The organism is Celeribacter sp. ULVN23_4, assembly GCF_054788345.1.
Genome location: NZ_JBTVYO010000010.1, coordinates 1 through 16576, shown reverse-complemented (window position 1 = coordinate 16576; position 16576 = coordinate 1). Strand labels below are relative to the sequence as shown.

The following is a 16576-nucleotide window of genomic DNA, read 5'->3' as shown; positions in this document are numbered from 1 at the left end:
CGTTTTAACGGCCTTATAGGCAGTGCGGCGTGGCTTGTCACGCCTTGCGAGCGCTCACGGCTTACCTGTATCACAGAGCCATGAGTGCGATCCGCGAAACCGATCTTTATGCCCCCGTCAAAGCCCATTTCGAAGGGCTCGGATATGTCGTCAAAGCCGAGGTGCGCGACGCGGATGTGGTGGCGGTTCGGGGCGAGGAGACGGTGATCATCGAGCTCAAAACCGGCTTTACCCTACAACTCCTGCAACAGGGCGTCGCGCGGCAGGCGCTCACCGATCACGTCTACCTTGCCGTGCCCCGGTGGAAGGGCAAGGCAGGGTGGCGGATGTTCAAGGGCAACATCGGGCTGTGCAAACGGCTGGGGCTTGGGGTGATTTCGGTGAATGTGGCGGAGGGTTCGGTGCAGGTGCACCACGAGCCGCGCCCGTTTGTTCCGCGCAAGAACAAGGCGAAGGCGGGGAAGCTGTTGACCGAATTTGAGCGCCGGGAAGGAGATCCGAATTTGGGTGGTACGCCTGCGGGGGGACGGGTGACCGCCTATCGTCAAGATGCGGAGAAATGCCGGGCGTATTTGTTGAAGTACGGGCCGTCGAAGGGCGCGGAGGTGGCGAAGGCTACGGGGGTGAAGAATGCCACCCGGATGATGCGGGACAATCATTATGGGTGGTTTGAGAAGGTTGGGCTGGGGATTTATGGGGTGTTGGGGTAAAAACCCGTTAACTAAGTACCTTGCCATAGTACTGGGTGTGGTTGATATTCTGCTCCACTAGTGCTACATACCTATCACCGACGAGAGTCGGAGCGACCTGTAATGCCGTGTGCAGTGTAGGCGCTGCGGTGACCCGGGCTCCAAAGGGCACGGTTGCCAGCCGCTCTTAAAGACCGTCCGCATGGACGGTTTTTTCGATTCAGAGGACCTGAATACCATAGTTGTTGTGGAGTCCTTTTGCGTTCTCTTCGTCATTGTGAATCCACATTCGAGAATAGGCGACTACATCAGCAAGCTGCAAAAGTCTCGAAGCTGCCGAGTCGATCTGGACGATAGTGTCCACGGCTCTGAAACGTCCGTCGGTCTGACGTGCATGTTCAAGAGCCGCCAAGCACTCTGCATCAGTGTTGTGGTGGTTTCGATCCATAATCAGTTCAACATTCTTTATGCCATTCCCGCCGATCTTATGAAGAGTCCGGAACTGGCCAACAGCCACCTTGACTGTCTCAACAACGTTGGCTGCATATACCGCAGGACGAGTGCCAGTTGTTATTGTCCCAAGTCGATTGAGCATTACCATATCAGGATGGTCAGTCTGCGCGTAGAGGCCAAGCATGCTTTGTAGGCTTTCCTTCTGTCTCTTAACTGCATGTACCTCACCTGCATTGGCTTCGAGAATGTCGCTGAACGCTTTGTCTGCGCGACCACAGTCGCGCGCCCAAGCCATCACGCAGCCCAAGGCAAACCTTTCGTCGCCAGCCGTCCCGCACTCGTCAACGAAGCATAGGATACGCTTATTGAGTCCCGCCATCCGCTCCGCCCTTCTTTCGCAGGCGAGCGTTTGGCGTTTCCGTCAGCTCCTTCGCTTGCTTTCTTTCTTGTCTTTCCCGCTCGAAATCTGGTTCGAGTTCCTTGAGCTTTTTGATGAGGCCATCTAGGCGGTACGTGTTTGAACCATAGTCGCCAAAGGACGTGATGCGCTGTTCGCGGGTTGCGTACCCTCTGTCCTCAAGGGCCTTGATGTTGATCCGTAGAGTCTGTGGCGTAATCCCCATTCGCGTTGCCAGCTCCTTCTTCGAAGGAAATGGAGGCCGATCAGCATCTATGTAGTAGCTTAGTAGCTGCGCAATGATGTTGAATTGCGTAGTCGTGATGCCAAGTCGCGACTGCCCCCTTACAAGAATGTTGGGCAATCCCGTGTAGCCATGCGAAAGAACTTTTTCGCCGAAGATCATCGTGGTCGAAGATTTTTTTCTGTGGATGCGGTTTCCGCTTTCGCACGGTCCGTGTTTTTTCTGTCGTCTGTGCCATATCAGGCCTCCTTTCACACTCGACATACGGAGACCGGCCAAACTTGTGAATATGTCGGCGGAGCGTTCGCATGGTGTACTTTCCACCCCACCCGTCTTCCGGTATTCCGCTACAGGGTGTCACGCTGCCTAAATCATGCTGATTAGGTGTTACCAATTCTTACAGAGGTCAGTATGAAAATACACCATAAGGTAGGGTGGATTTTCGTTCAACGAAAACTCGAGATTTTCGCTAAAAATATGTACCTTATACGTAGATTGACCTGTAGCCGCTCGTTTGTCCGGGGTCAATGTCGATGCCTTTGACCGGTATCTAAAATTTAAATTCTCTGCTGAATTCTTGCCAGAAATCAGGGCGCCATTGAATGTTTGTAAAACGCCTTCGGGAAAAGCATATTGAATAGAAGCCATGATCTCGAAACTTGTGAAAGGCCATCAAGGCCAGACAGTCGTTGCAAAACGACAAGGGTGTGATCTGGCCTCTTTGCTGCCGTTCCGAGCTGATGAAGAGAATTACCTCTTTCTACCCGCGTTGTCCGACATTCCCCCGCCACACCGGCTCAAATTTTTCCCCCTCTCCCCTGTTGACTCACTCCCACCTCCTTCCTAACTATGCGTCGTTGTCACTCTCCTGGGGTGAGTGATAACGATTGATTTACCCCCGCCCTCTAAGAGGGTGGATGAACTGGAAACTTTGAGCGAAGGAGCCTCGAAGATGGCATTCAAACCGCTGCACGACCGCGTTGTGGTCGAACGTGTTGAGAGCGAAGAAAAGACCGCTGGTGGTCTCATCATTCCCGATAGCGCAAAAGAAAAGCCCGCCGAAGGCAAAGTCGTTGCTGTGGGCGAAGGCGCTCGCAAAGACAGCGGCGAGCTGATCGCACCCTCCGTCAAAGAAGGTGATATCGTTCTCTTTGGCAAATGGTCCGGCACGGAAATCACCGTGGACGGCAAAGAGCTTCTCATCATGAAAGAGTCGGACATTCTCGGTATCATCGCCTGAGCGATTGCCTGAGACCGACCCACTACAAATCCAATTTACGGAGTGAACAATGGCTAAAGAAGTCAAGTTTGACGTCGACGCACGCAACCGCATGCTCAAAGGCGTGAACGTCCTCGCCGATGCTGTGAAAGTGACCCTCGGCCCGAAAGGCCGCAACGTGGTTCTCGACAAATCCTTCGGCGCCCCGCGCATCACCAAAGACGGTGTGTCTGTTGCCAAAGAGATCGAGCTCGAAGACAAGTTCGAAAACATGGGTGCGCAGATGGTGAAGGAAGTCGCTTCCCGCACCAACGACGAAGCCGGTGACGGCACCACCACCGCGACCGTTCTCGCTCAAGCGATCATCAAAGAAGGCCTGAAGCAAGTTGCCGCTGGCCTGAACCCGATGGACCTGAAGCGCGGCATCGACCTCGCGACTGCCAAAGTCGTTGAAGCGATCAAAGCCTCCGCTCGCCCGGTCGCAGACTCTGACGAAGTTGCTCAGGTTGGCACCATCTCCGCCAACGGTGAAGCTGAAATCGGCCAGCAAATCGCTGACGCGATGCAGAAAGTCGGCAACGACGGCGTGATCACCGTCGAAGAGAACAAAGGCATGGATACCGAGACCACCGTCGTCGAAGGCATGCAGTTCGACCGTGGCTACCTGTCCCCGTACTTCGTCACCAACCCGGACAAAATGGTTGCCGAGCTGGAAGACTGCATCGTGCTTCTGCACGAGAAAAAACTCTCCTCGCTGCAGCCGATGGTTCCGCTCCTCGAGCAAGTCATCCAGTCCCAGAAACCGCTCCTCATCATCGCTGAGGACGTGGAAGGCGAAGCGCTGGCGACCCTCGTGGTCAACAAACTGCGCGGCGGCCTGAAAATTGCTGCTGTCAAAGCACCGGGCTTCGGCGATCGCCGTAAAGCCATGCTGCAAGACATCGCGATCCTCACCGGCGGTCAGGTGATCTCCGAAGACCTCGGCATGAAGCTCGAAAACGTCACCATGGACATGCTCGGCTCCGCCAAGAAAATCGCGATCACCAAAGACGAGACCACCATCGTTGACGGCGCTGGCAACAAAGCTGAGATCGAAGCTCGCGTGGCTCAGATCCGCACCCAGATCGAAGAAACCACCTCGGATTACGACCGTGAAAAACTGCAAGAGCGCGTTGCCAAACTCGCTGGCGGTGTCGCTGTCATCCGCGTTGGCGGTCTGACCGAAGTCGAAGTGAAAGAGCGCAAAGACCGTGTGGACGATGCTCTCAACGCAACCCGCGCTGCCGTTCAAGAAGGCATCGTTGTGGGCGGCGGTGTCGCTCTGGTTCAGGCTGGCAAAGGTCTCGAAGGCCTCAAAGGCGCCAACGCTGACCAAGATGCCGGCATTCACATCGTGAAGAAAGCCATCGAAGCGCCGCTGCGTCAGATCGCTGAAAACGCGGGTGTCGACGGTGCTGTCGTGGCTGGTAAAGTCCGCGAATCCACGGACACGGCATTCGGCTTCAACGCGCAAACCGAAGAATATGGCGACATGTTCAAATTCGGCGTGATCGACCCGGCCAAAGTGACCCGCACCGCTCTGGAAGACGCGGCGAGCATCGCTGGTCTGCTGATCACCACCGAAGCCATGGTCGCCGACAAACCGTCGAAAGACGGCGCTCCGGCCGGCGGCATGCCCGACATGGGCGGCATGGGTGGCATGGGCGGCATGATGTAAATCGCGCCCTGCGATATGATTAGAAAAGGCTGCCTTCGGGCAGCCTTTTTTTTGTGACCCTTCGCTTTGATAAAATGTAGCTGGGAGACAAAGCAGTGGTGAGGCTGGTTCTCTTGGGATGACTTGCTTGCTAAGCGCTTTTGGTACCCACAAGATTGAAACACAAATTGGTTGTGAGGCTCGAAATGAAACTACGCGCTCTGACAGAAGATGATGAACTTCCTTTGTCCATTCTGTTGGACACGACTTTCGGTGGGCCGGATATGTATCGCTTTGCCAAAGAGTTGCGAAAAGAACAGGCGATGGCGATGGAGCACGTGGCCTACGATGAGCATGATAAAATTTTGGGCTATATCAGCTACGCTCAAATGAATTTGCCAAAGGATTGGTGGGTTTTGTCGGTCCTTGCCGTTTCTCCTATCCATCATAAACGCGGTATGGGGCGTGAGCTTGTCGTGCGGGGTATGAATCATGCCAAGCGTGAAGGCGCGAAAGCGGTGATCGTTATTGGCGACAAGGGCTATTTTTCCCGATTTGGCTTTTCAAAACTCGCCGCGTCACGGCTCAAAACGGACATGATGCAGGAACATACGCTTCTTTATCCGATTGCTCCGGGTACGGGGCTGTCGGATGAAACACTGATTTATCCGGATGCTTATATGCATCTGAGTGAGGATAATCTGGTCTGAGCCGGAGCGGATTTTCCGTGCGGCTCAGGCATGTGAGGGCTTGTCTTTGTGCGACGTCTTGCGCTCTTTAGCGCGTTTCATCATTTGAATGCGGTAAGAGATTGCCGCTAGGGTAAGAAAAGCCAATGTGCCACTGACTGCGAAGGTGAATGCGCTCAGCCAGAACGATAGGCCCAGAGTCAGACTGGCTGTCGTCATCAGTGTTGCGGTCACGAATGAGAAAATAAGCAGTCCGACGATCATAGAGGCGTCCTTCCCTAAGCTGATATGAAGGAGCCGATATGAAGGCGCATGTGCGCTATGTGCTATGTCCGTGAAAACTCCTGGAACAACCATGGCGTACCAAAGGTTGAAAATTTCTTAATTCCGGCGGAGGGAGGGAGCTGTTTTCAGCAAAACCCTGTCAAACTCCGCCGGAGAATTTCAATTTATTTGAAGGCTGACGGTTACTCGGCCCATTCCCAAGGATTGGTGAACCGCCCCAACACATGAGACAGCTTGTCGGCCTCGTCTTTCGCTGTGGGATTAATACGGGCAACAAGCCCGCGTTTTTTATCGTCGATCACTTCGACAACGCGGGCGGTGAGCCCTTCGCTTTCCAGTGCAGCGTCATAAATCCGGGTGATCGCCCGTTTGCGCAGGTCCGGTTTGAACACCTTGCCCACAGCGGTCTTCGGCAGCTCGTCCATGATCTCGACATGTTTCGGGATCGCGGCGCGTTCGTGGATGTGCACCTTGGCATAGTCCATCAGCTGCTCCGGGGTGACATCGGCCCCCTCGACAAGCTCGACATAGACACAGGGCAGCTCGCCCGCATGGGCATCGGGTTGACCGATGGCGCCGGCCATGGCGACGGCTTCGTGACCGGCGAGCGCCTCTTCGATTTCGGCGGGGTCGATGTTGTGACCGCCCCGGATGATCAGATCCTTGGCGCGTCCGGTGATCCAGACATAGCCATCGGCATCGATGCGCCCCAGATCACCAGTGCGCAGATAGACGTCATGGTGGAACAGGTCGTGGTTCTTGTCCTTTTCGGTGTAGGTCGAGCCGGGGAAGACACCGGGGCTGTCGATGCAAATCTCTCCCACCTCGTCCACGGCGCATTCGACCGGACCTTCGGGCGTGTGGCGCAGGATTTTGACATCCGTGTGCGGGAAGGGAATGCCGACGGAGCCGATTTTCTTTGGCCCGCCCACAGGGTTCACGGAGACGAGACAGGTGGCCTCGGTCAGCCCGTAGCCCTCGACGATCTCGACGCCTGCGGCTTGTTCAAAGCGTTTGTAAAGTTCGACGGGCAGCGGCGCGGAGCCGGAGAAGGCCATGCGGACGGAGGAAATATCGGCATCCACCGGGCGCTGCATCAGGACCGAGACTGCGGTCGGCACGGTGATGACGAAGGAGATTTTCCAGCGCTCGCAGAGTTTCCAGAAATTGTCGAACACGCCCTCGCCACGATAGCCCGCAGGGGTCGGATAGACACCATGGGCACCGGAGGCGAGCTGGCTCATCACGATCACCTGACAGGCGAAAACGTGAAACAGCGGCAGCGGACACATGATGTTGTCCCGTTCGGTGAACAGCAGTCGCGAACCGAGCCAGCCGTTGTAGATCATGCCGGAATATTTATGCTGCGCGACCTTCGGCATGCCGGTGGTGCCGCCGGTGTGGAAGTACGCGGCAACGCGGTCTTCGCGAATGTCCTCGAACGTCAGCTTGTCGCCGGGGTGTTTCGCCAGCTCCGTGTTGAAATCGAGCATGTCGGCGTGGTGCGCGCGAGCATCATCGTTTTTGGGGCGAATGAAAGGCACGATCCACTTTTTCGGCGGCGTCAGATAGTGCAGCAGATCAACTTCGAGCACCGTGTTCACATTCGGCGCGTGACGCACGGCTTCGGCGACCTTCTGGGCCACGTCGGTTTTCGGGAAGCTTTTTAGCGTCACCACGACTTTGGCGTTGGTCTCGCGCAGAATGGCGGCGATTTGCTCGGGTTCCAAAAGCGGATTGATCGGGTTCACGATCCCCGCGACCATGCCGCCGAGGAAGGTCACAACCGTCTCGTTCGCGTTCGGCATGATATAGGCAACGACATCCGTCTCATGCACGCCAAGGGCGCGGAACATGTTGGCGGCCTGCGTGGTCTTGGTGAGTGTCTCGGACCAGGTCAGGGTTTCGGCTTTGTCCTTGGGGCCCGAGGTGATCTGATAGGAAAAGGCCGGGCGCTCGCCAAAAGCTTTCGCGGTTTTCGTCAGTCGTTCGTAAATCGTAACCGGCACATCGCGGTCTTCCCACGACATCTCCGCATCGATTGCGTTGCGCGCCTTAAGCGAGCTGAAATCGGATGGCATCCATTCCTCCCTTATTCGCAGTGCCTTATCTTGGTCGCTGCGTCTCCTCGGCGTCATGATGGGGGCAAAGCCCCACTCGTGCAAGAGCGCCAGAGGCGCGTGAAACGCAGCGTCATAGGGTGAATTTCCCTCTTGGACGCCACGTCAGAATTCGATCGCCCGGTCGGGAACTGTGGACGAAGCCTTCGGTCCTGACTAGGGTGCGCCCACTCTGAATATCTCGAAGGAGCGGTGCGATGAAAGAGGTTGTGATCAGCGGAACGGGTGTTTTTACCCCTCCATATGCCATTTCCAACGATGAGTTGGTCGCATCGTTCAACGCTTATGTTGATCTTTACAACGCGGAGCACGCCGACGAGATCGCAGCGGGTACGCTTGAGGCGAAGTCTTATTCCTCTTCAGAGTTCATTTTCGCCGCCTCCGGCATTGAGCAGCGTTACGTTATGGAGAAAGAGGGCGTCCTTGATCCGACCCGCATGTGCCCGCGCTATGCGCCGCGCGCCGACGAGGAACCGTCGATCATGGCGGAGATGGCGATTGATGCTGCGAAACAGGCGCTTGCGATGGGCGGCGTGGAGGCGGCAGATATTGAGCTGATCCTCTGCGCGGCCTCCAACATGGAGCGCGCCTATCCGGCAATGGCGGTGGAAATCCAAGACCTTCTGGGGGCGGGCGGCTTTGCCTTTGACATGAATGTCGCCTGTTCTTCTGCGACTTTCGGCCTTCAAACGGCTGCGGATATGATCCGCGCAGGGTCGATCAAACGCGCCTTGGTGCTTTGCCCGGAGATTACCTCAGGCCATCTCGAATGGCGCGACCGGGATTGCCATTTCATCTTCGGGGATGTTGCGACTGCTGTGCTGCTGGAAGCCTCGGATGTGGCGAGCGCGCCGCAGTTCAAAGTGCTCTCGACCCGCTGCGCCACACAGTTTTCCAACAACATCCGCAACAACAACGGCTATCTGCGCCGGGCGCATGACCAGATGGAAGATCGCCGCGACATGCAGTTCATGCAGAACGGGCGTAAGGTGTTCAAAGAGGTGCTGCCGTTGGTGTCGAAACATATCGCGCAGCATATGGAGGAAGAGGGGCAAGATCCGACAGCGCTTAAGCGCCTTTGGCTGCATCAGGCGAACAAGTCGATGAACGACTATATCGGCAAGAAAGTTCTGGGCCGCGAACCGTCCCCGGAGGAGCAGCCGAACATTCTTCAGGATTATGCCAACACCTCGTCGGCCGGGTCCATCATTGCCTTCGCGCAGCACAATGATGGCATGGCCGCAGGGGACCTCGGGCTGATCTGTTCCTTCGGGGCGGGTTACTCGGTCGGCTCTGTGGTGGTCGAGAAAATCTGATCTGAGACGGGCTGGTCCAGCGGCGGGATCGCGGCCAACTCTTGTTTCTCGCTTTCAAGCGGAAGGGCATTTTGGGCATAGCTCAAGGCCCGTTCCGCCATGTTCGACGCCGCTTGCGCAATGTCGTCGTCAGGGACTTTCGTCAAAGACAAAAGACACCGCCGCAATGTGCGCGTGACTTCGATCTGACCGGCCCCGTCACGGGCAGTGGCGGCAAAGGCTGCGTCGATCAAGTTTTGCGCGGAGGGCGGCGGGCAAAATACGCGATGCGCCCGCACGGACGATGTCGCGGAGACCTGCGCTGCGTCCCAAAACAGCGCGGTCATGCGCGTGATCGTATCGACCGCCGTGCCGGGGTCGTTGACGCCGGGCGAAAGTGCTTTCGAGGAAATCTCCGACAGGGTGGTGAGGCTGAACTCCGCATCTACCTCATGGGTGCGGGTTTTGCCGATGACGAAGGCGCGGGCCATCGTGTCTTCATCCACGCTCTGAGCCAACCCAGAGGTTTGCGCCAGAACGGTGCCCTCAAGAACGAAGTGACCGGGGCGGTGCAGGATGTAGATCAACCCGTGCTCCCCCGCGCATCCGTTAAGCGCAGAGGTGTCGATGAACTGGATATAGCCGGTTTTCGGAGCGCGCAGGGGCTGCGTCTCTTCGGGCAAGACCGTGTCCGGGGTCAGAAGGTTTGCGCCAAGTGCCGGGCGTTTGCGCAGCGCGGTCAGGCTGCGGCGGGCCTCGTGTTCGGCGATGTCGAGACTGTTGTCGAGACTGCCAAGCTGGCTCAGATGCTCGATCCAGCGCAACATGGCGATGATGATCACCGCGACGACCAGAATAGTGATCGCCATGACGGTGATCGCTTCGTCATCGCCATAGAGATGCGTGCGGAACAGGATGATAGAACTGAGCGCAAAGATGAATGCGCCGATGAAGGCGGAGAGGACCGATTGGGTTGTCGTGTCCTGAAGCAACAGGCGATGGATGCGGGGCGTGGCGGTATTGGCCGCCGAGGTATGCGCGCTGACCATCACGTTCAGGGTGAAGGTCGAAACCGCCAGCATTGAGGACGCGAGAATGGTCAGGACCGGCATCACGGCAGCGGTGTCGATGAGCTGCGTCAGCTCCGCGGGCATGAAGCGACGCAGAACCAGCGTGATGAGCGAGACCACCAGAGACAGAAGGGCGTAAAGTGTCACTCTGAGCCAGAGGGCATGATAGTAGCGCCGGAAGAACAGCACGGGTTTTCTCAGAATGTCGAACATCGATGCGCCTTCGAGCCTGTGTGTTAGTTTGACCTGTGTGATTGTCTCCATGATGGCCTATCCGCGCGGCGGTTCAAGCCGATATCCTTGCGCCCATAGCGCGCAGACAAAGAGGCGCCCCAGTGCATGGAGCGCCTCTGTTCTTCGGTCCGTAATGGATTTGCTTTAGATCAGTCTTGCGGAATGATCAGCATCTGGCCCGGATAGATCTTGTCGGGATCAGAGAGCATCGGCTTGTTGGCCTCGAAAATCTCCATGTAGCGACTGCCATTGCCGAGTGCATCTTTGGAAATCCCCCAAAGCGTGTCGCCTTTCTTGACCTCATGGAACACCGGATCGGCGCCTTCGAGCGTGTCTTCGACACTCGCCACGCCTTCGACGTTGCCTGCGGCCATGATGATCTTTTCTTTGGTGGTCTGGTCGGAAACAGTGCCGCCGATCACGACCTTGTCACCGTCCACCGCCACGTCCACGCCTTCGGCCTCAAGTCCGAGAGCTTTGATTTCGGCCAGAATGGCATCGGCATCGGTGGTTTCTTCTTTCTTGCCGAACACTTTTTTGCCGGCGTCTTTCACGAAGCTGAACAGTCCCATCTCTCATCTCCTGTCTTGGGTTTGAGATAGACTATCGACCTAATATGACGAGAAGAAAACGGGAATTTCCCGCGTTACTCCCCGTTTGTGAATTGCAGCTTGGCAAGCCGGGCATAGAGCCCATCTTCGGCGATCAGCGTATCATGCGTGCCTGTTGCGACGATCTTGCCTTCTTCGAACACAAGAATACGGTCGGCTTTTTTCACCGTGGCCAGACGGTGCGCGATGATCAGGGTGGTGCGGGTGCGGGCCATGTCTTCGACGGCAGCTTGCACGGCGCGTTCGGATTCAGAGTCGAGGGCAGAGGTCGCCTCGTCCAACAGCAGGATCGGCGCATCGCGCAGGATGGCGCGGGCGATGGCCACGCGTTGCTTTTGCCCGCCCGAGAGCATGATGCCGCGCTCGCCCACATATGACTCGTAGCCTTCCGGCAGTTTCGAGAGGAATTCATCGGCAGCGGCAGCTTTGGCGGCGGCAATCACCTCCTCCATCGGCGCATCGGGGCGACCGAAGCGGATGTTGTCGGCGGCGGAGGCGGCGAAGATCACCGGGTCTTGCGGCACCAGCGCGATATGACGGCGGAAGTCGGCGCGGGCCATGTCGGAGATTGGCATGCCGTCGATGGAAATGACCCCTGCTTGCGGATCGTAGAACCGCTGAAGCAATTGGATGATGGTCGACTTGCCTGCGCCGGAGGGCCCGACAAGAGCCACGGTCTCACCCGGCTTCACGTCAAAGGAGACGCCATCGAGCGCCGGAGATGTCGGGCGGGACGGGTAGAAGAAGCGCACATCTTCGAAGGAGATCGCGCCTTTTGCGGGCAAGGGGTAAGGCTTCGGTTCAGCCGGGTCTTCAACCGGATCTTCCGAAGACAACAGTTCGACCAGACGTTCGGTCGCGCCGGCGGCCCGCTGCAACTCGCCCCAGATTTCCGACAATGCACCGGACGCGCCTGCGACCATGATGGCGTAGATCACGAACTGGACCAATTCACCGATGGTCATCGACCCGGTGCGCACGTCGCGCGCGCCGATCCACAGCACGCCGACCACGCCGGAGAAGATCAGCGCGATGACGATCACAGTCATCACGGCGCGGGTCTTGATCCGCGTGTGCGCGGAGGCGAAGCTTTTTTCTGTGACGGTATCGAAGCGTTCGGTTTGCTGTCTCTCACCAGTGAAAGCTTGCACGGTCTGGGCGGAGAGAAGCGCCTCGGAAGCGGTGCCCGAAGAGGAGGCGATCCATTCCTGGTTCTCGCGCGACAGTTTGCGCAGGCGGCGGCCAAGCACCACGATCGGCACAATCACGACGGGCACGATCAAGAGGACAAGCCCGGTGAGTTTTGCCGAGGTGAAGAGCATGAGGACGAGACCGCCGATCATGATCAGCGCATTGCGGAGCGCGACAGAGATCGAAGAGCCGATAACTGAGAGGATCAGTGTTGTGTCGGTGGTGATGCGCGAAAGCACCTCACCGGTCATGATCTTTTCATAGAAGGCCGGGGACATGCGGATCATCCGGTCGAACACGGATTTGCGGATGTCGGCCACCACGCGCTCCCCCAGACGGGTCACGAGGTAATAGCGCATCCCGGTGCCGAGGGCCAAAGCTCCGGCGATGAGCAGTGCTGCACCGAAATACTTATCGAGCAACATGACGCCTGCGTTCTGGAAGCCATCGACGACCCGGCGCACGGCGACTGGAAGGATCAGCGAGATACAGGCGGTGAGCACAAGCGCGACCAGCGCGGCGAACATCAACCCCTTGTATGGACGGATAAATGGCCAGAGCGCGCCGAGGGCGCCAATGTGTTTCGACTTTTCGCGGTCAGCGGCATCCGTAAGTGTGCGGTCGGCGGCCATGTCCTGTCCTTATATATAAAGAGCAATTGGGGTGAATGACTGATAGTGCGCCACCGCCGTTCGTGCAACTCCCGCAGGGGGATGTGAAATTTTTGTGTAGATTGGGCCCTGACGTGACGGGATTCGTGAACTTGGTTGCATCACATCTCGCAATATGTTGGTTTATGGCCACGCTCCGCCGGATCGTGCCTCATGGCCTGTGTTTAGGCGAGGCCGAGGCGCTCTTTGATGGGCAGCGAACGGCAAGCGCGGAGAAATCGCCCAATTCGGGGTGGTGACCGGTTCGAAATGGCGCTGATGCGCCAGACCCGGAGAACTCACACGAAGTAAGCGGGAGTCCCCCTTATGAAAAACAATAAACTATTTGCGGCCAGCGTTCTGGCCTTGGGCACCATCGCCGGCGGCGCTTTCGCGGCGGATGACTGCGGCAGTCTGAAGGTTGCCGAGTTCAACTGGGCCTCGGGTGAGCTGATGGCCAATGTGGACGCGATCATCCTTGAAGAAGGTTTTGGTTGCGATGTCGAACTGATCAACGGCGGCACCAACACGCTGTTCGCCTCCATGAACGAAAAAGGCGAGCCGCAGATTGCGCCTGAGCTTTGGACCAACGCGGTGCGTGAGCCGCTCGGCAAAGCGGTTGAAGAAGGCACGATGATCAAGCTGCTGGATGGCCCGATCACCGGTCTCGGCGAAGGTTGGTGGGTGACATCGGCATTCGCGAAAGATCACCCGGAACTCGATACGGTCGAGAAAGTGCTCGAACACCCGGAACTCTTCCCCTACGTGGAAGACGAAAGCAAAGGCGCCTTCATGGGCTGCCCGGCGGGTTGGGGCTGTCAGCCAGTGAACGTCAACATGTTCCGCGCGTTCGATATGGAAGACAAAGGCTGGACGCTGGTCGATCCGGGCTCTGCAGCAGGTCTCGAAGGCGCGATTGCAAAAGCTTCCGAGCGAGATGAATACTGGTTCGGCTATTACTGGAACCCGACCGCTGTGATCGGCAAATACAAACTCGTTTCGCTGCCGTTCGAAGCCGAATGGGCCGGATCCGAGAACTGGGACGGCTGCATGGTGAAATCCGTGGATGAATGCGTCGATCCGAAGCCGTCGAGCTGGACCAAGTCCGAAGTTTCGACTGTCGTCACCGCAGACGTGCCTGAGATCGCGCCGGAAGGCGTGCTCGACTATCTCAAATCCCGCGTGTTCCCGGGTGAGGTGATGAACGAGATGCTCGTCTACATGACGGACAATCAGGCCATCGGCGAAGATGCGGCCTATGAGTTCCTGGATACGCATGAAGACATCTGGACCAAATGGGTGACACCTGAGGTCGCCGAAAAGGTCAAGGACGCGCTCTGATCCGTTTAAAACGATGATCATTTTGGGCCTGCGATACCTTCGCGGGCCCTTTTCCCTATATAAAGGAGTGAAAACTTGCTGGAGTTTCTCACTGAATTCCCCTCTCTCGGACGGCGCGATCTGTCCGCTTTCAAGCAGGGGATCGACGAAGGGTTTCGAACCTTTTCCCGCGCCTATGGCGAATCGATCGAGGCCTTCTTCAATCCCCTTCTCAAATTTCTCGTCTGGTTCGAGAAAGTTCTGACCAACACGCCTTGGCCGATTGTCATTCTGGTGATCGCGATCATCACATGGCTCGGCGCGCGCAGCTGGAAAATCACCCTCGGCGCCGTGCTGTCCCTTCTGCTCATCGGTTTCATGGGTATGTGGGAAGACACGATGGCGACGCTTGCCATGATTACGGTGGCCACATTGGTCTGTGTCGCCGTGGGCATTCCGATTGGCATTCTCATGTCGCGCTCGGACCGGGCGCAATCCATCGTGACGCCGATCCTCGACGTGATGCAGACGATCCCGTCCTTCGTCTACCTCATCCCGGTCGTGATGCTTTTGGGCATCGGCAAAGTGCCCGGCCTGATCGCCGTGTGTATCTATGCCATCCCCCCCATCGTGCGCCTGACCAATCTTGGCATTCGTCTCGTCGATAAAGATGTGATGGAAGCGGCCGATGCCTTTGGCGCTTCCGCGCGCGAAAAGCTCTTCGGTGTCCAGATCCCGCTCGCTTTGCCGAATATCTTCGCCGGGGTGAACCAGACGATCATGATGGCGCTCTCCATGGTGGTGATTGCATCGATGATTGGTGTGAAAGGTCTCGGCACGCAGGTGCTGCGGGCCATCGGCAACCAATATCTGGCGCTGGGCCTGATGAACGGTCTCGCCATTGTGGCGCTGGCGATCATTTTTGATCGCGTCAGCCAGACCTATGGCAAGCGCCTGCAAGCTTATCGGGAGACCGGACATGACTGATCAAATGCAGACCGCAGATGCGCCGAATGCGGATGTGAAAGTCTCCATCCGCAATCTCTACAAAATCTTCGGAGACACCCCGAGCCGCGCGCTTGAACATGTCAAAGGCGGCATGAGCAAGCCCGAGTTGATGGATCAGCACAATCACGCACTGGGCCTCAACAACATCAACCTCGACATTCCTGCCAAGGGGATTCAGGTGATCATGGGCCTGTCCGGCTCGGGCAAGTCGACGCTGATCCGCCACCTCAACCGCCTGATCGAGCCAACGTCGGGCGAGATTTGGATCGACGGGGAGGATGTTCTGGCAATGGATGACAAACAGCTCCGCGATCTGCGGCGCTTCAAGATGTCCATGGTGTTCCAGAAGTTCGGCCTTCTGCCGCATCGGACCGTGCTTGAAAATGCGATGTACGGGTTGGAAATCCAAGGCGTCGCCGCCAAGGATGCCGAAGGCCGGGCGCGCAAATGGCTCGACCGTGTCGGCCTCGCGGGCTTCGAGGATCAATACCCCTCGCAGCTTTCCGGCGGTCAGCAACAGCGTGTGGGGCTTGCGCGTGCTCTGGCGACGGATGCGGATATCCTGCTGATGGACGAAGCCTTCTCCGCGCTTGATCCCCTGATCCGGACAGATATGCAGTCGATTCTGCTCGAATTGCAGGAAGAACTGCATAAGACCATCATCTTCATCACCCATGATCTCGATGAGGCGCTCAATATTGGCGACTCGATTGCGATCCTGCGCGATGGGGAGATCGTCCAGTCGGGCGATCCGCAGGACATTATCATGAAGCCAGCGGACGATTACATCACCGACTTCATTCGCGACATCAACCGCGCCAAGGTCGTGCGTCTGCGCTCCATCGCCAGGAAAGGCGAGACAGGGGAGGGGGCGACCCTTAGGGGCGGTATGTCGATTGAGCAGGCCCTGCCCAAGCTGACCCGTGCCCCGGATCGCAAATGCCCCGTGGTCTCGGTGAAGGGGGAACCGCTCGGGGCCGTCTCCCTCGATGATGCGATCAATGCGCTCAAGCCGCTTGAAAGCGAAAGCGACGATGATGTGCGTTACGCCTGAGGCGTGATACCACGGAGAACGGAACAGGGCGGGGGAAACCTCGCCCTTTTTCATGTGTGGCGCTGTTCTGCGGCATGTGCCGATTACCATGTCTGCTTTGGAGTGAATCACGCATCCTTTGAGAGAGGTCAAAGGTGATGCGGGGCAAAGGTTATGCGGGGCAAAGAGGGGTGACTTTCCACTCCCGAGCGCAAACTGAATCGCCAATTCCCCTGCGCTTTGCCTGTCATTTTCTTGAATTTCAGCGCTGTGGTGCCCACCTGTGATCTGGTTTTGCAGAAAAAACATGCTGCGATGCCAATAAAATAAGGGGTCTTGGAAAAAAGTTCGGGTGTGACGCGGATTTTTTGA

16 protein-coding genes are annotated in these 16576 nt (G+C 57.3%); 8 read left to right on the top strand and 8 right to left on the bottom strand.

Annotated features, from left to right (window positions below):
- The first annotated feature begins 80 nt into the window (after positions 1 to 80).
- Positions 81 to 710: a DUF2161 domain-containing phosphodiesterase gene (locus ACYBHZ_RS17335; RefSeq protein ID WP_460275557.1), complete on the top strand. Its 630-nt coding sequence runs from the start codon at positions 81 to 83 to the stop codon at positions 708 to 710.
- A 199-nt stretch (positions 711 to 909) separates the two neighbouring features.
- Here ACYBHZ_RS17335 and ACYBHZ_RS17330 read toward each other — a convergent pair whose 3' ends face one another.
- The gene (locus ACYBHZ_RS17330) at positions 910 to 1521 is read right to left on the bottom strand and encodes a DUF3800 domain-containing protein (protein ID WP_460275556.1); all 612 of its coding nucleotides are present in this window, start codon (positions 1519 to 1521) and stop codon (positions 910 to 912) included.
- Positions 1505 to 2047, bottom strand: coding sequence for a helix-turn-helix domain-containing protein (locus ACYBHZ_RS17325; protein ID WP_460275555.1), 543 nt, complete (start codon positions 2045 to 2047; stop codon positions 1505 to 1507). Before ACYBHZ_RS17325 ends, ACYBHZ_RS17330 begins: the two co-directional genes overlap by 17 nt.
- Before the next feature lie 688 nt (positions 2048 to 2735).
- Here ACYBHZ_RS17325 and groES point away from each other — a divergent pair.
- From groES to ACYBHZ_RS17310, 3 genes are all read left to right on the top strand, one after another.
- A complete protein-coding gene (gene groES / locus ACYBHZ_RS17320) occupies positions 2736 to 3023 on the top strand; it encodes a co-chaperone GroES (RefSeq protein ID WP_167599722.1) in 288 nt (95 codons plus the stop codon).
- A 49-nt stretch (positions 3024 to 3072) separates the two neighbouring features.
- Positions 3073 to 4719: a chaperonin GroEL gene (gene groL, locus ACYBHZ_RS17315; RefSeq protein WP_460275554.1), complete on the top strand. Its 1647-nt coding sequence runs from the start codon at positions 3073 to 3075 to the stop codon at positions 4717 to 4719.
- Positions 4720 to 4904: 185 nt separating this feature from the next.
- The gene (locus ACYBHZ_RS17310) at positions 4905 to 5408 is read left to right on the top strand and encodes a GNAT family N-acetyltransferase (RefSeq protein WP_460275553.1); all 504 of its coding nucleotides are present in this window, start codon (positions 4905 to 4907) and stop codon (positions 5406 to 5408) included.
- 24 nt (positions 5409 to 5432) lie between these two features.
- Here ACYBHZ_RS17310 and ACYBHZ_RS17305 read toward each other — a convergent pair whose 3' ends face one another.
- Together ACYBHZ_RS17305 and ACYBHZ_RS17300 are read right to left on the bottom strand one after the other, a co-directional pair.
- Positions 5433 to 5651 carry a hypothetical protein gene (locus ACYBHZ_RS17305; RefSeq protein ID WP_460275552.1) on the bottom strand — a complete coding sequence of 73 codons (219 nt, stop codon included), beginning with the start codon at positions 5649 to 5651 and terminating at the stop codon, positions 5433 to 5435.
- A gap of 203 nt (positions 5652 to 5854) precedes the next feature.
- Positions 5855 to 7753, bottom strand: a complete 1899-nt coding sequence (locus tag ACYBHZ_RS17300; protein WP_460275551.1) for an acyl-CoA synthetase — start codon at positions 7751 to 7753, stop codon at positions 5855 to 5857.
- 236 nt (positions 7754 to 7989) lie between these two features.
- Between ACYBHZ_RS17300 and ACYBHZ_RS17295 the strand changes: the two genes are divergently transcribed.
- Complete coding sequence (locus ACYBHZ_RS17295; protein WP_460275550.1) at positions 7990 to 9108, top strand: beta-ketoacyl-ACP synthase III; 1119 nt, start codon at positions 7990 to 7992, stop codon at positions 9106 to 9108.
- On the opposite strand, the gene ACYBHZ_RS17290 is transcribed toward ACYBHZ_RS17295, so the two are convergent.
- The 3 genes from ACYBHZ_RS17290 to ACYBHZ_RS17280 all read right to left on the bottom strand — a co-directional run bounded on the left by ACYBHZ_RS17290 (position 9072) and on the right by ACYBHZ_RS17280 (position 12825).
- Positions 9072 to 10421: a DUF2254 domain-containing protein gene (locus ACYBHZ_RS17290; protein WP_460275549.1), complete on the bottom strand. Its 1350-nt coding sequence runs from the start codon at positions 10419 to 10421 to the stop codon at positions 9072 to 9074. The two genes, ACYBHZ_RS17295 and ACYBHZ_RS17290, sit on opposite strands and share 37 nt — an antisense overlap.
- Positions 10422 to 10540: 119 nt before the next feature.
- The gene (gene lysM / locus ACYBHZ_RS17285) at positions 10541 to 10963 is read right to left on the bottom strand and encodes a peptidoglycan-binding protein LysM (protein ID WP_460275548.1); all 423 of its coding nucleotides are present in this window, start codon (positions 10961 to 10963) and stop codon (positions 10541 to 10543) included.
- A 74-nt stretch (positions 10964 to 11037) separates the two neighbouring features.
- The gene (locus ACYBHZ_RS17280) at positions 11038 to 12825 is read right to left on the bottom strand and encodes an ABC transporter transmembrane domain-containing protein (RefSeq protein WP_460275547.1); all 1788 of its coding nucleotides are present in this window, start codon (positions 12823 to 12825) and stop codon (positions 11038 to 11040) included.
- A 345-nt stretch (positions 12826 to 13170) separates the two neighbouring features.
- On the opposite strand from ACYBHZ_RS17280, the gene ACYBHZ_RS17275 reads away from it, so the two are divergent.
- The 3 genes from ACYBHZ_RS17275 to ACYBHZ_RS17265 all read left to right on the top strand — a co-directional run bounded on the left by ACYBHZ_RS17275 (position 13171) and on the right by ACYBHZ_RS17265 (position 16225).
- Positions 13171 to 14184, top strand: a complete 1014-nt coding sequence (locus ACYBHZ_RS17275) for a glycine betaine ABC transporter substrate-binding protein (RefSeq protein WP_460275546.1) — start codon at positions 13171 to 13173, stop codon at positions 14182 to 14184.
- Positions 14185 to 14259: 75 nt separating this feature from the next.
- Entirely contained in the window at positions 14260 to 15150 is an 891-nt protein-coding gene (locus tag ACYBHZ_RS17270) for an ABC transporter permease (RefSeq protein ID WP_460275545.1), read from the top strand.
- Entirely contained in the window at positions 15143 to 16225 is a 1083-nt protein-coding gene (locus ACYBHZ_RS17265; protein ID WP_460275544.1) for a quaternary amine ABC transporter ATP-binding protein, read from the top strand. Before ACYBHZ_RS17270 ends, ACYBHZ_RS17265 begins: the two co-directional genes overlap by 8 nt.
- Before the next feature lie 128 nt (positions 16226 to 16353).
- On the opposite strand, the gene ACYBHZ_RS17260 is transcribed toward ACYBHZ_RS17265, so the two are convergent.
- On the bottom strand, positions 16354 to 16576 hold a 223-nt coding region (locus tag ACYBHZ_RS17260), incomplete at its 5' end, for a hypothetical protein (RefSeq protein ID WP_460275543.1).